Below are 13,951 nucleotides of genomic sequence, written 5' to 3' on the forward strand. Positions count from 1 at the left end.
CCAAAAATATATAGAAAAGCTATACTATAGCTCCTTCGCGTTTTTTACTTTGACATCTGTAATTGCAATATCAATTACTTCAGACATTTCTTTTACATAGTGAAAAGTCAATCCTTTTAAGTAAGATTCCTTGATTTCTTTGATATCACGCTCATTATCTGCACAAAGAATTATCTCTTTAATTTTTGCTCTTTTTGCAGCAAGAATCTTCTCTTTAATTCCACCAACTGGTAACACTTTACCACGTAGCGTAATTTCCCCTGTCATTGCCAAACTCTTTTTAATTCGCTTTTGTGTGAATAACGAAACTAAAGAAGTCAACATGGTTATACCCGCACTCGGGCCATCTTTAGGGGTTGCACCCTCTGGCACGTGAATATGCACATTGTACTTTTCAAAAACCGATGGGTCTATTCCAAATCTTTCAGCATTAGATTTTATATACTCCATTGCAATGGTGGCAGACTCCTTCATTACTTTACCAAGGTTACCAGTAATACTCATAGTACCTTTACCTTTTGAAAGTATAGATTCAATAAACAAAATATCACCCCCAACACTGGTCCAAGCAAGACCTGTTACTACACCTGCAACCTCATTATTTTCATACTTGTCACGCTCCATTTTTGGTGCGCCCAATACTTCAATAATAACTTCATTACTAACCTTTACCTCATATTCCTCTTCTGTAGCGATAGACTTAGCCGCGTAACGTACCATTTTGGCAATTTGCTTCTCTAAAGAACGTACGCCAGATTCACGGGTATAACCTTCAACAATTTTCTCTAGTTGTGGCTTACCAATTTTTAAATGACTAGAATCTAAACCATGTTCTGTTAATTGCTTTGGCAGTAAATGCTTTTTAGCAATCTCTACTTTTTCTTCTATGGTATAACCACTTACGTGAATAATCTCCATTCGATCTCTAAGTGCAGGCTGAATGCTACCTAAATTATTAGCGGTAGCTACAAACATCACTTTAGAAAGGTCATAACCTAACTCTAAAAAATTATCATGAAAATCACTATTCTGCTCAGGATCCAACACCTCTAACATCGCAGAAGATGGATCACCTTGATTACTATTAGACAACTTATCTATCTCATCAAGTATAAATACAGGATTTGAGGTACCTGCCTTTTTAAGACTTTGAATAATTCTACCTGGCATAGCACCAATGTACGTCTTACGATGTCCTCTAATTTCAGCTTCATCACGTAAACCACCCAAAGACATTCTTACGTATTCTCTACCTAATGCTTCTGCAACAGATTTGCCTAAAGAAGTTTTACCAACTCCCGGAGGTCCGTACAAACACAAAATTGGAGATTTCATATCATTACGCAGTTTTAATACCGCTAGATACTCTATGATTCTTTTCTTGACATCCTCTAAACCATAATGGTCTCGATCTAATATTCTTTGTGCTCTTTTTAAATCGAATTTATCTTTTGAAAACTCTTTCCAAGGTAGATCTAGCATAAGATCTAAATAATTTCTTTGAATAGAATATTCTGCAACCTGCGGATTCATCCGCTTCATTTTTGCTAATTCTTTATCAAAATGCTCTTTTACTTTCTTACCCCATTTTTTCTTTTTAGACTTGATTTTCATCTCCTCTAATTCCTCATCATAAGAAACACCACCCAATTCTTCTTGAATGGTTTTCATTTGCTGGTGTAAGAAATACTCTCTCTGCTGTTGATCTAAGTCATTTCTAACTTTAGACTGTATATCGTTTTTAAGCTCTAACTTTTGCATTTCAACATTCATATATTTCAATGTTGCCAATGCCCTTTCTTGTAAGCTACCAATCTCTAATAATTCTTGCTTTGCCTTAACATCTAAATTAAGATTAGACGATACAAAGTTGATCAAGAAAGAATCGCTTTGAATATTCTTAATAGCAAAAGAAGCCTCACTAGGAATGTTTGGATTGTCTCTAATTATTTTTAAAGCCAATTCTTTAATCGATTCAATAATAGCTAAAAACTCCTTATCGTTCTTTTTTGGTCTAACTTCTTCGGTCTCTCTAACTGTAGCTGTTAAATATGGCTTTTTAGTCAAAATTTCGGCAACCTCAAAACGTTTTTTACCTTGAATGATGACCGTTGTATTACCATCGGGCATTTGAAGCACACGTAATATTTTGGCAACCGTACCCAAGGTGTTAATATCTTGCACATCAGGATTTTCAGTTTCCTCGTCTTTCTGAGAAACTACACCAATGACCTTAGAACCATTATTAGCATCTTTTATTAAGCGAATACTTTTATCTCTACCCGCAGTAATAGGAATTACCACACCAGGAAAAAGCACTGTATTTCTTAAAGGCAATATCGGTAAAGTTTCTGGCAATGTCTCACTATTCATTTGCTCCTCATCTTCAGGGGTCAATAGTGGTATAAGCTCAGAATCTTGATCTATTCCCTGTAAAGACATATTGTCAAAATTTGAAAATTTAGAATCTCCCATACTCATATATCGGTCATTCTGTCATTAAACTAACAGAATTTTATTTTTATAAATTATACATAAATGCTGTAATAGCAATGAAAACTAAGCGAATACAGCTTTTGCACCTTCATTTGCATAAAGGTATTTCAATTCTTGTGCCAAGTGAATTAATTCGTTTAAAAATAAGATAGCATTAAATTAGACTACCTCAGCACAGGTCCATAAAGCATATATAAAAAGCCTCTTTAGAAATCAAATGCTCCTTAATAAGTAAAGAATATTGAATATAAATTTTTCCAAACTGTAACAAACCGTAAATTCAATCATCTTTCAATAAAACCAATCACTTTTTGAGCCAACAAAGAGAACATATTGATGAGCTAGTGCAATTGTGCATGGCCGGTAAACAGAGTGCACAGCTAGAAGTGTACAATAGGTATTACAAGGCTATGTTCAATACATCTCTAAGAATCGTAAAAGACACTGCCCAAGCAGAAGACATTATGCAAGAATCGTTTCTAAGCGCATTTACGAAACTGCATACTTTTAAAGGGGAAGTAACTTTTGGATCCTGGTTAAAGCGCATTGTTATTAACAACAGCATACATCAATATAGAAAGCAACAAAAAAAGAATGAAGTTGCTTTAGATGAAGTATTGTACAAGGTCGAAGATAATGACGGAATTGCATCTGACCATGTGTTTACAGAACTAAAGGCTCAAAAAGTGATGGAAACCATGAAAGATTTAAAAGACAATTACAGAATTTCTTTGACCTTACATCTAATTGAAGGGTTCGATTATGATGAAATCAGCGAAATCATGAACATTAGCTATGCTAATTGCAGAACTACCGTTTCACGAGCTAAAGAAAGTCTTAGAAAAAAATTAATACTCGCAGTCTAATGAAGAAAGATACTATTGACGAGCTTTTTATTGAGCTACAGGACAAAATGGATTATGCGGAACCCACTACCGGGCACCAACAGCGTTTTTTAGAAAAACTAAATGAATCTAAAGGCGTGGCTACGCTTGCACCTAAGAAAAAGAATCCTTGGATGCTTTTTTTATCTGTTGCCGCATCAATTGCTATTTTATTATCAGTTGGAATATTTCAACTTAATACTGCTAGTAGCATTGAAGATCAGGTTGCAGAAATTTCTCCGGAAGCTTCTAATACCCAATTTTATTTTGCCAATTTAATCGAAGAACAAATCAACGAACTGAATTCTGAAAAATCACCAGAAACAGAAAAAATAATTAATGATACCATGACTCAATTGAAAAAACTTCAATTGAATTACACCAAAATGGAACAGGATCTTTTAAACGGTGGTAATAGCAAACTTATATTAAGTGCTATGATTACTAATTTCCAAACCAGAATAGACCTTTTAAACGAGGTAATGATACAAATTGAAAATATTAAATCAATTAAAAAATCGAATGATGAAAACTATACTATATAAATACACGTGGTTACTTTTACTTGCCTTTACCACTGTAGCAAATGCAAATGACACTTCTTTTGATGGCAAGCATACTAAAGAAAAAACCATTAAAAAAGAGTTTAATGTTAATGCTAATGCACTGCTGAAAATCAACAACTCTTACGGTAATTTAAATATTACTTCTTGGAACGAGAATAGGGTCGTTATTGAAGTTCACATTAAAACCAATGGTAATAACGAAGAAAAGGTTCAGAAAAAACTAGATGAAATATCTATTGATTTTGAAGCCAGTAACGAGCGTGTTTCCGCAGAAACTATTTTCAATAAAAATAATAATGGCTGGGGATGGAGCTGGGGAAATAACAATAATGTTAACATGCAAATCAACTACACCATTAAAGTTCCTGTAAAGAACAATGTTGACCTAAGTAACGATTACGGCAATATTAGCCTAGATAGAATTGATGGCCACGCTAGAATTAATTGTGACTACGGAAGGTTAGATTTAGGGGAACTAAGAGGTCGTAATAATCGTTTAAATTTCGATTACACCTCTAAGTCTACGATTGGGTATATCAATAGTGGAGAAATAAGAGCTGACTACTCTGGTTTCACCATAGCAAAAGCAGGTAATCTTGCCATAAATGCAGACTACACCAACGCAAATATTGGTACTATGGATAATCTTGAATATACTAGCGACTATGGCAATATGGATATCGACGAACTAAAAAGTATTGATGGTAATGGCGATTATATTACTGTAAAATTAGGTATTGTACATGGTGATGTTTCTATTGTGGCTGACTATGGTTCTATTAGAATTGAAGAGCTTGCTGCAGATGCCGGCAATGTAAATATTAGAACAGATTACACGGGAATCAAAATTGGATATCATAGCGACTATCATTTTGATTTCGATATTTCTACTAGTTATTCTGGAGTTAGTGGAAAAGACGACTTTACTATTAATATCAGCACAGAAAAATCTTCTGATAAACACTATGAAGGCTTTTATGGCTCTAAAGGAAGTGGAAATAAAATGACACTATCAAGTGACTATGGCGGAATCAGTTTCACCAAAAAATAATCAATCAATCAAATAAATATGAAAATCATGAGAAAATTAAGTTTATTAGTATGTGCAGGTTTTTTATCTCTTTCTTGTTCAGCACAATGGGGAAAAACCATAAAAGGAAACGGAAACAATGTAACCGTTGAAAGAAGTACTGGAGATTATGACGGAGTAGCTGTTTCTGGCTGGTTCGATATCGATTTAGTTTCTGGCAGTGAAGGGGAAATTATTTTAGAAGGGGAAGAAAACCTTTTAGAATATATTATTACAGAAGTAAAAGATGGAAAACTAGTTATTAAAACTGAAAAGGGTGTCAACCTAAAATCAAGCAATTGGAAATCTGGGATTCATATTACCGTACCTGTAGAATCTATAAGTTCTGTGGCTATGTCTGGTTCTGGAGATATCGTTGGAAAGACAAAAATTAAAGCAGATAAATTCAGTACAGCCATGTCAGGATCTGGTGATATTACCTTAGATATTGATACGAGCTCTATTTCTGCTTCAATGTCAGGATCCGGAGATATTTCATTAAGCGGTAGGACTACCGATTTTGAAGCAACTATTTCTGGTAGTGGGGATATTGAAGCATATGGTCTTGAGGCTGATAATGTTGAGGCAACCGTTTCTGGATCTGCAGACATACAAGTAACTGCAAATAAATCTATAAAAGCACGTGTATCTGGATCAGGTGATATCTCTTACAGAGGAAATCCCGAAAAGGTGAATACTAAAACTTCAGGTTCTGGAGACATATCTAAAGGATAACAAATAAAATCAAAATAGCGAACAATCAATTCAACAAAGCCTCTTTATAGGGGCTTTTTTGATTCATCTACCCTAAATAACAATATAATACCGCCTAAAAAGAATACAAACAAAAACAAAATGGCATATCGCATATTACTCACCTGATCAATTATAGCAAAGAGTGCCATACCGATAACAATACCAATTTTTTCAGCGACGTCATAAAAACTAAAATACGACGTGGTGTCTTCTGTTTCTGGTAAAAATTTCGAGTATGTAGATCTACCTAAAGACTGAACACCTCCCATTACCAATCCTACAAAACCGGCAGCGATGTAAAATTGAATTGGTGTTACCATAAAATAAGCGTAAACACATAGTAACATCCAAATTGCATTAACCGCAATTAAGGTTTTAATATTTCCAAATTTATCAGATGCCTTAGAGGTGGTTATAGCACCAGCTATTGCTACCAATTGAATTACCAAAACACTAATAATCAAACCTGTAGTTTTTTCACTTGCAGAAACCCAAGCAATTTCTTTTTCTCCAAAATACACCGCAACTAACATTATTGTTTGGACAGCCATACTAAATACAAAAAAGGCATTTAAATAACGCTTTAGTCTTTCATTTTCTTTCAATTGACCCCAAACTACTTTGAGCTCTTTAAGACCATTAAAAAGAACGTCGCGTGTAATTTTATGACCTTTACCCACCCCTTTTGGTAACACCCAAAATGTATATTGACTAAAAAGCAACCACCACACACCAACGGTTATAAACGATATTCTCATCGCTTCTACTTTAGCTGCATTTAGCGTGTCTTCTGTTTCACCAATATCAAAACCGAACCATTCTGGTTTCATAACCATAGCTAAATTCAACAATAACAAAAGAACACTACCAAAATACCCTAAAGAAAATCCTTTTGCGCTAATACTATCTTGTTGCTCTTCAAAAGCAATATCAGGCAAATATGAATTATAAAAAACAAGACTTCCCCAATAGCCTATTAATCCCATAAAATAGAATAGTAGACTTAAATGAATTTGTTCTAGATCGAACCAATACAAACCCATACAGCCTATACTACCAGTATAGCAGAAAAATTTCATGAACATTTTCTTATTGCCCACATAATCTGCAATGCCCGATAATACGGGTGATAAAAATGCTACTACAAGAAAGGTAAAAGCAGTAACTATTGAAATGAGTACGGTCTGTTTCATATCAAAACCGAAAGCCGAAACCAACTCATCTTTAGAAACAAAAAGTGAAGAATAATAGATAGGAAATATAGAAGAGGCTATAGTCAGTGTATACACTGAATTTGCCCAGTCATAAAAAGCCCATGCGTTCAATAATTTTTTACTTCCTTTTGCTGCTAGTGTCTTCCCCATATATAAAAATAAAAGCCGTTCATTTCTGAACGGCTTCAATATACAATAATCCTTAACGTTTTATTGGAATTTAGTTACTCCAAATTTTGCAGCTTCTGCCTCGGCATCTGGTGCCCAAGCCGTTAGGTTATTAATTCTTGTATCATTAGAAGGGTGTGTACTCATGAATTCTGGCGGAGCCTCTCCTCCACTGTTTGCCTTCATTCTTTTCCAAAGCTCTGCAGCCTCATAAGGATCGTAACCGGCAATAGCCATAATCTGCAAACCTATTCTATCTGCTTCAGTTTCGTGACTTCTGCTAAATGGTAACATACCCAAGTACTGCGTACCTACACCGTAAGCCTGATTGAACAAGCCTAAAGTTTGTTGATTTTTAATTGCAACATTACCCGCAACAGCACCTATTTGTTGTAATGTACCTGCACTCATACGTTGTGCACCGTGATCAGCAAGAGCATGAGCTACCTCATGACCCATTACCACTGCAACACCAGTTTCTGTCTGAGTAATTGGTAAAATACCTGTATAAAATACAATTTTACCACCCGGCATACACCAAGCGTTTACAGTTTCATCTTTTACCAAGTTATATTCCCACTTATAGTCTGCTAAATAACCCGGGTGTCCGTTTGCAGTTAACCAACGTTCTGCAGCAGAAGAAATACGCTGACCCACTCTAGTAATCATTTGAGCATCTGCTGTACCAGTAACAACATTATTCTCAGTTAAAAAAGTGTCGTATTGCGCAAAGGCAGAAGGAAACACCTGACTATTCGGATAAAAATTCAAAGTTTTCTGACCCGTAAACGGATTTACTTTACAAGCTGAAACGCCTATAAATACAAATACAATTAATACTAATTTTCTCATATTGTTAATTTTAGTTAATGGTAATAAGCTACAAAGTTATTGTTTTCCTGATAAATGCAATAGCGTAAAGTTTTTGTCTATTCGCAAATCATTGTTTTCGTTAACCGATATACTATCTAATGCTATTTTTTCATTGTCTATCATAACACTATCAACTTCAAAAGGAAGTCCATGAAAATTAAGCTTTATCATCTCATACTCGGTCTCAAAAGTTCCATCTTTAAATAACTGAATTGTCAATGAATTTTCTTTACCTGTCAACTTATAATTACTCAAAGAATACCGCCCTTTCTTATAGTCATACCCATCATCTGAATCCTCATATACCTCAGATGCTTCTATACCTTCTTTATAATATACTTCTAAGACTAATTCTTCTATTTTCTTTTCTCCAACATATTGTTGAACAGGATACTTTGGAATTATAGCTCCGGCCTTTACAAAAATTGGAAGCATATCAATTTCAGCCGCTACCCATTTCTCTTTACCTCCTGTTACATGTTCGTTGGTCCAAAAATCGTACCACTCTCCACGAGGTATGTACATTCTGCGTCCTTGTGCATTGGGTTCTTGAATAGGGCAAACCAATATTTTCTCTCCAAAAATAAACTCGTCAGTTCTAAAATGCGTTTGATTATCTTCTTGATCAAAGAACACTAAAGACTGAACCATAGGTATGTTTTCTTTCGTGTATTTATAGAACATGGTGTACAAATACGGCAACAGTTGATAGCGTAGATTTATAAACTTTCTAACGATATCTGTTATCTCTGAACCAAATGACCATGGTTCTTGATCACCATGATCTCCACTTGAATGTACTCTACAAAACGGATGAAAAATTCCTAATTGTACCCATCTGGCAAATAATTCGCCATCTGGTTGTTCGGCAAATCCGCCTATATCAGAGCCTACAAAAGAATAGCCGCTTAAACACATACGCTGTACCTGTACGTTGGCTATCCATAAATGCTCCCAAGTAGCTACATTATCGCCTGTCCAAGTAGAAGAATATCGTTGTGTACCTGCAAATGCGGCTCTTGTTATTACAAATGGTCTTTTTGGATATACATACTTTTTAACACCTTCATAGGTTGCCCTTACCATCTGCATACCATAAACGTTGTGCGCTTTTCTGTGTGTACATGGGTGCCCGTCGTAATTATGACGGGTATCTAAAGGTGCCGTTTTTGTTGGCACTTCCATAACTGCCGGTTCGTTCATGTCATTCCAAACGGCATGAACTCCCAATTCTGACATAAATTCTTTATACAATTCTGCCCACCATTCTCGAACTGCAGGATTAGTGAAATCTGGAAAATTACATTCCCCAGGCCACACCTTACCATGCATTAACGGGCCATCTCCCCTTTTACAGAAATAATCGTTTTCTAATGCTTCGTTATAAATCCAGTAATCACGATCCACTTTTATACCTGGATCAATCATCACCACAGTCTTGAAACCATCTTCTTCCAATTCTGAAATCATTCTCTTTGGATCAGGAAAGTGCTCTTTATTCCAAGTAAAACATCTAAACCCATCCATGTAATCTATATCCAAATAAATGGCATCACACGGAATTCGATGTTTTCTAAAATCACTAGCTATTTCTTTTACATTACTTTCTGGGTAATAGCTCCATTTAGATTGGTGAAAGCCTAATGCCCACATTGGTGGCAATTCTGGCGTACCGGTAAGACTTGAATATGAACTCACTACTTTTGGCATATCTGGTCCAAAAATGAAGTAATAATTCATTTCGCCACCATCTGCCCAAAAGCTTGTTATATTTCTTCGCTCTTGCGAAAAATCGAAACCTGTTCTAAAACTGTTGTCAAAATAAATACCGTAAGCTTTGCCTTTATTTAAGCCAACGTAAAATGGTATCGCCTTGTAAAGCGGATCTTGCTCTTTTGCAAAAGCAAATTGATCGGTTACCCAATTCTCTACTCTTTTACCCTTTAGGTTACTATGCATGGCTTTATCGCCCATGCCATAAAAACTCTCTCCCGACTGGGTAATTTTACTCAATTTTACGGTATTACCACCATATTCATAGTTTTCTTCCCAATGAAAACCTAATTCATCTTCACTAATGATATTTCCCTCTAAATCTGAAATTTGAGTACGTAACGTCATTTTATCTACTAGAATACTTAAACGTGCAGTAGCTACCACGTACTCTGTATCATTCTCTACAATTTCTAACTTACTATAACCCATTGTTGCATCTGGGTCAATGGCATATGAAAAATCTGGTTCGAAATTATAATTGGTAGCATACCTGAAACGAATTATGCTACCTCTTAATATTGTTATTTGTAAAACAACACCGTTGTCTGTTGTGAAGTATAATTTATCTGAGTCTTGTGAAAATTCAACGATATGGTTTGGGTATAAATTACCTTTATACTCAAGCTCTGTATTTGTGATCATGAACTTATAAATTAAAAAATATCAATTATTACTATCAAAGAAATTCTTTAAAGCAGACTAAAACAAAAACTACCTCAAATTATTTCAGTATTACTATACCTAAAGGCGGAATAGTAATTTCTATGGACTTTTTATGTCCGTGAGCCGGTTTAGTAGACGATTTTATTTTAGTATTTAAATTTCCACCGCCACCATATCTGGCATCATCACTGTTTAAAACCTCTGTTAATTTTCCTTTTTTAGGATTACCTATTCTATAATTTTCTCTAGGTACAGGCGTAAAATTACACGCTATTATTAAATCGTTTTTTTCATCATGACCTTTACGTACGTAGGTCAATACAGAATTTTCGTGATCACCATAATCTATCCATTGAAAACCTTCTGGACTAAATTGCTTCTCATATAATGCTGGTGCGCTTTTGTATAGATGATTTAAATCTTTTACAAAATCTTGAATTCCTTTATGACCACCGTACTGCAATAAATGCCAGTCTAAACTTTGCTCAAAATTCCACTCTGCCGTTTGTCCAAATTCGCCACCCATAAACATTAATTTGGTACCTGGGTGGGTAAACATGTACCCGAACAACAACCTTAAATTTGCAAATCGCTGCCATTCATCACCTGGCATTCTATATACTAATGACTGCTTACCGTAAACTACCTCATCATGCGAAAAAGGCAGCATAAAATTTTCAGTAAAAGCATAGGTCATACTAAAAGTTAAATCGTTCTGGTGGTGTTTTCTGTAGATAGGTTCTTTTTGAAAAAACTGTAATGTATCATGCATCCAGCCCATCATCCATTTCATACCAAAACCTAAACCACCATGTTCAACTGGTTTTGAAACCCCTGAAAATGCCGTAGATTCTTCAGCAATAGTCTGTACACCATCAAAACTAGAATATACCGCTTCATTTAATTCTCGAATAAAAGATATGGCTTCTAAATTCTCATTATTACCATATATATTTGGCTCCCACTCACCATCTTCTCTAGAATAATCTAAATATAACATAGATGCAACGGCATCTACACGAAGACCATCTACATGAAATTGATCTAACCAGAATATGGCATTACTTATAAGAAATGCTCTAACCTCATTTCTACCATAATTAAATATCAAACTCTTCCAATCTGTATGGTAGCCTTTTCTTCTATCTGGATGTTCATATAAATTAGAACCATCAAAGAAACCAAGACCATGTGCATCTTCTGGAAAATGAGAAGGTACCCAATCTAAAATTACTCCTATGTCGTTTTGATGAAAAGCGTCTACTAAAAATTTAAATTCTTCTGGTGAACCAAATCTTGATGTTGGTGCAAAATAACCGGTTAATTGATACCCCCAAGAAGGATCATAAGGGTACTCCATTATCGGCATAAACTCCACATGGGTATACCCCATTTCTTTAACATAGTTTACAAGATCTATCGCAAACTCTTTATACGTTAAAAACTTATTTTCAGCATTTTTCTTCCATGAACCTAAATGCACTTCATAAACGGAGTATGGTTTATCTAATCCGTTTTTATCTTTTCTATACCCCATCCAAGCTTCATCTTTCCAATCATGCTCGGCCGTCCATACAATAGACGCTGTATTTGGTGGGTGCTCACAGTACCTTGCAAAAGGATCCGCTTTTTCTGTCCAGATGTCATTATTATTGGACTGTATCTTATATTTATAAACTTCGCCTTTACCTATATTAGGTATAAAGCCTTCCCAAATTCCGCTAGAATCCCAACGAACATTCAACTTATGGTCATCTGAATCCCAAGAATTAAAATTACCAACTACAGATACAGATTTTGCAGACGGAGCCCATACAGCAAAGTAAGTTCCGGCTACACCATCTACTTCTACCAAATGAGAACCCAACTTTTCATATAGTCGATAATGCTTACCTCCTTTAAAAAGGTCTATGTCAAAATCAGTAAAAAGTGAGTGAACTTGTACGTTAGGCATATAGAGTGTTTATTTTTGTAAAGCTAATCATCTTTTAAAGACGGTCGACTTCAATTCATTTTTGTTGAAAATATAGCAGTTAATATCCGATTTAAATATCTAAAAACCAAAAATGGAACGCTTTTTGAAACAACTATTCAAAATAAAAACTCAAACCGAAAAAATATAACATTATGAGAAAACTGAATTTATTTATTGGAGCACTTGCAACACTATTTTTTATTTCATGTGAAGGACCACAAGGACCTGCTGGATTTGATGGATTTGATGGTGTGGATGGATTAGATGGTGCGGACGGAGTAAACATCTTAGGTCAGGTGATGGATATTGAGGGTACGTTTACTTTAGATAATGACTATTCCATATTTTACGAGTTTCCACAAACTATAGAAGTTTTTGAAACTGATGTAGTTTTAGTTTACATGCTTTGGGATGTAACTGAAGATAGTAACGGTGAATCTGTTGATATTTGGAGGTTGATGCCACAAACAAGAATTTTAGATCAAGGGTTGCTACAATACAACTTTGACTATACCTTTTTAGATGTTAATATATTCTTAGAGTCAGATTTTGACCTATCAACCCTACCGGCAGGTGATACTGACAACCAGGTTTTTAGAATTGCAGTTTTACCAGCAGAATCTTCTACAGGTAAATTAGACACCTCTAACATTAATTCTGTAATGGTACATTTAGGCATAACAGAAGATAGTATACAGAAAATAACAATAGAATAATACCCATATATAGTTAACCTATTTAAGTGAGAGCCCTTGATTAATCAGGGGCTTTTTTTTTATATTATTTTCAAAACCTTAACACTAAAAGTTCCGTAAATACAATACATTGAAAGGAATACATATTTTATTCGACAGAGCTAAAAAAAATTAAAAAGATGAAAATAAATATTGTAATTGCACTACTCGTACTTTTTGTAAGCTGTAAAGGTACTTCTCAAGAAAAAGAGATGGCTACCACAACAAAAACGAGTGTTAAGAAAGAATTTGCCGTTCAGAAATCGAATAGCGAATGGAAAAAAGAGTTGACCGATTCTCAATATTACGTACTTCGTGAAGCCGCTACTGAAAATCCTTTTACTAGTGAGCTTTTAAAGAATAAAGAAAAAGGTACTTACGTATGTGCTGCATGTGCCACTCCCCTATTTAAAAGTTATACAAAATTTGATTCTGGTACCGGCTGGCCAAGTTTCTATGAAGAAATTGAAGGCAACGTTGCTTATGATGTAGATTATAAAATTGGTTACAAAAGAACCGAAGAGCATTGTGCTACGTGTGGCGGACATTTAGGTCACGTTTTTGAGGACGGACCAGATCCAACAGGTTTGCGTCATTGTGTTAATGGTGTAGCTTTAAATTTTGTACCTGCGGAATAATTTTGGTTTAAAAATGATATAAAAAAGAGGTCTATTTAGACCTCTAGTTTGTTTCTATAACATTCATAGTAAACAAACTAGATTCTTTTCTAAATATCACAATTTCATATTAAAGGTCATATTTTAAAAACCTATGAGC

General features: G+C 34.9%; 11 protein-coding genes. 6 read left to right on the plus strand and 5 right to left on the minus strand.

Annotated features, from left to right (window positions below):
- Positions 1-24: 24 nt before the first annotated feature.
- Positions 25-2,475, minus strand: coding sequence for an endopeptidase La (lon, locus tag BUC31_RS15225; RefSeq protein ID WP_073245658.1), 2,451 nt, complete (start codon positions 2,473-2,475; stop codon positions 25-27).
- 332 nt (positions 2,476-2,807) lie between these two features.
- Between lon and BUC31_RS15230 the strand changes: the two genes are divergently transcribed.
- From BUC31_RS15230 to BUC31_RS15245, 4 genes are read left to right on the plus strand one after another with little or no spacing between them, the layout of a single operon-like run.
- A complete protein-coding gene (locus BUC31_RS15230) occupies positions 2,808-3,362 on the plus strand; it encodes an RNA polymerase sigma factor (protein WP_073245660.1) in 555 nt (184 codons plus the stop codon).
- Positions 3,362-3,925, plus strand: a complete 564-nt coding sequence (locus tag BUC31_RS15235) for a hypothetical protein (protein WP_073245662.1) — start codon at positions 3,362-3,364, stop codon at positions 3,923-3,925. The genes BUC31_RS15230 and BUC31_RS15235 overlap by 1 nt, the downstream gene beginning before the upstream one ends.
- On the plus strand, positions 3,906-4,997 hold the full coding sequence (locus tag BUC31_RS15240) for a DUF4097 family beta strand repeat-containing protein (protein ID WP_073245665.1): 1,092 nt from the start codon (positions 3,906-3,908) through the stop codon (positions 4,995-4,997). The genes BUC31_RS15235 and BUC31_RS15240 overlap by 20 nt, the downstream gene beginning before the upstream one ends.
- A 27-nt stretch (positions 4,998-5,024) precedes the next feature.
- Positions 5,025-5,750: a head GIN domain-containing protein gene (locus tag BUC31_RS15245; protein ID WP_073246011.1), complete on the plus strand. Its 726-nt coding sequence runs from the start codon at positions 5,025-5,027 to the stop codon at positions 5,748-5,750.
- Positions 5,751-5,794: 44 nt separating this feature from the next.
- Here the strand turns inward: BUC31_RS15245 and BUC31_RS15250 are convergent, their stop codons facing one another.
- From BUC31_RS15250 to glgB, 4 genes are all read right to left on the minus strand, one after another.
- A complete protein-coding gene (locus BUC31_RS15250) occupies positions 5,795-7,135 on the minus strand; it encodes an MFS transporter (RefSeq protein WP_073245667.1) in 1,341 nt (446 codons plus the stop codon).
- Between the two features lie 60 nt (positions 7,136-7,195).
- The gene (locus BUC31_RS15255) at positions 7,196-8,005 is read right to left on the minus strand and encodes a M48 family metallopeptidase (protein ID WP_073245669.1); all 810 of its coding nucleotides are present in this window, start codon (positions 8,003-8,005) and stop codon (positions 7,196-7,198) included.
- A 36-nt stretch (positions 8,006-8,041) separates the two neighbouring features.
- Positions 8,042-10,444: a glycoside hydrolase family 31 protein gene (locus BUC31_RS15260; protein ID WP_073245671.1), complete on the minus strand. Its 2,403-nt coding sequence runs from the start codon at positions 10,442-10,444 to the stop codon at positions 8,042-8,044.
- A gap of 79 nt (positions 10,445-10,523) precedes the next feature.
- On the minus strand, positions 10,524-12,419 hold the full coding sequence (gene glgB / locus BUC31_RS15265) for a 1,4-alpha-glucan branching protein GlgB (protein ID WP_073245677.1): 1,896 nt from the start codon (positions 12,417-12,419) through the stop codon (positions 10,524-10,526).
- Positions 12,420-12,592: 173 nt separating this feature from the next.
- Here glgB and BUC31_RS15270 point away from each other — a divergent pair, with 173 nt between their 5' ends.
- On the plus strand, positions 12,593-13,156 hold the full coding sequence (locus BUC31_RS15270; RefSeq protein ID WP_073245679.1) for a collagen-like triple helix repeat-containing protein: 564 nt from the start codon (positions 12,593-12,595) through the stop codon (positions 13,154-13,156).
- 158 nt (positions 13,157-13,314) lie between these two features.
- Positions 13,315-13,812, plus strand: a complete 498-nt coding sequence (msrB, locus tag BUC31_RS15275; protein ID WP_073245681.1) for a peptide-methionine (R)-S-oxide reductase MsrB — start codon at positions 13,315-13,317, stop codon at positions 13,810-13,812.
- Positions 13,813-13,951: the final 139 nt, after the last annotated feature.

Origin of the sequence: Maribacter aquivivus (assembly GCF_900142175.1) — a bacterium.
In the GTDB taxonomy this organism is placed as follows: domain Bacteria; phylum Bacteroidota; class Bacteroidia; order Flavobacteriales; family Flavobacteriaceae; genus Maribacter; species Maribacter aquivivus.

Excerpts from the sequence above, each read along its gene's own strand:
- BUC31_RS15260 (WP_073245671.1), bottom strand. The coding sequence starts at position 10,444 with ATGATCACAAATACAGAGCTTGAGTATAAAGGTAATTTATACCCAAAC.
- BUC31_RS15245 (WP_073246011.1), top strand. The coding sequence starts at position 5,025 with ATGAGAAAATTAAGTTTATTAGTATGTGCAGGTTTTTTATCTCTTTCT.
- BUC31_RS15235 (WP_073245662.1), top strand. The coding sequence starts at position 3,362 with ATGAAGAAAGATACTATTGACGAGCTTTTTATTGAGCTACAGGACAAA.
- lon (WP_073245658.1), bottom strand. The coding sequence starts at position 2,475 with ATGGGAGATTCTAAATTTTCAAATTTTGACAATATGTCTTTACAGGGA.
- BUC31_RS15270 (WP_073245679.1), top strand. The coding sequence starts at position 12,593 with ATGAGAAAACTGAATTTATTTATTGGAGCACTTGCAACACTATTTTTT.
- glgB (WP_073245677.1), bottom strand. The coding sequence starts at position 12,419 with ATGCCTAACGTACAAGTTCACTCACTTTTTACTGATTTTGACATAGAC.
- msrB (WP_073245681.1), top strand. The coding sequence starts at position 13,315 with ATGAAAATAAATATTGTAATTGCACTACTCGTACTTTTTGTAAGCTGT.
- BUC31_RS15240 (WP_073245665.1), top strand. The coding sequence starts at position 3,906 with ATGAAAACTATACTATATAAATACACGTGGTTACTTTTACTTGCCTTT.
- BUC31_RS15255 (WP_073245669.1), bottom strand. The coding sequence starts at position 8,005 with ATGAGAAAATTAGTATTAATTGTATTTGTATTTATAGGCGTTTCAGCT.
- BUC31_RS15250 (WP_073245667.1), bottom strand. The coding sequence starts at position 7,135 with ATGGGGAAGACACTAGCAGCAAAAGGAAGTAAAAAATTATTGAACGCA.